General features: G+C 71.1%; 1 protein-coding gene. It reads right to left on the bottom strand.

The genetic code is table 11. The annotated features are described in order from the left end of the window. On the bottom strand, positions 1 to 239 hold a 239-nt coding region (locus ACQG3P_RS22865), incomplete at both ends, for a glutamate--tRNA ligase family protein (protein WP_426806326.1).

Genomic DNA, 239 nt, shown 5'->3' with positions numbered 1-239 from the left:
GCGAAGTCGTACAGCGGGGCGCTCGGCCAGGCGTTGCCGGTGTGCTGGTGCTCGCCGTGCTTGATGCGGTACAGCGCGGGATCGCGCAGGTTGATGTTGCCGCTGGCCATGTCGATCCTGGCGCGCCCGGTGCGCGCGCCGTCGGGGAACTCACCGGCGCGCATGCGGCGGAACAGGTCCAGGTTTTCGTCCACGCTGCGGTCTCGCCAGGGCGAGGGACGGCCGGGTTCGGTCAGGGT

Origin of the sequence: Stenotrophomonas sp. SrG (assembly GCF_050031795.1) — a bacterium.
In the GTDB taxonomy this organism is placed as follows: Bacteria; Pseudomonadota; Gammaproteobacteria; order Xanthomonadales; family Xanthomonadaceae; genus Stenotrophomonas; species Stenotrophomonas rhizophila_A.
Note: the sequence above shows the minus strand (reverse complement) of the source record. Positions and strands in the feature narration are given on the sequence as shown.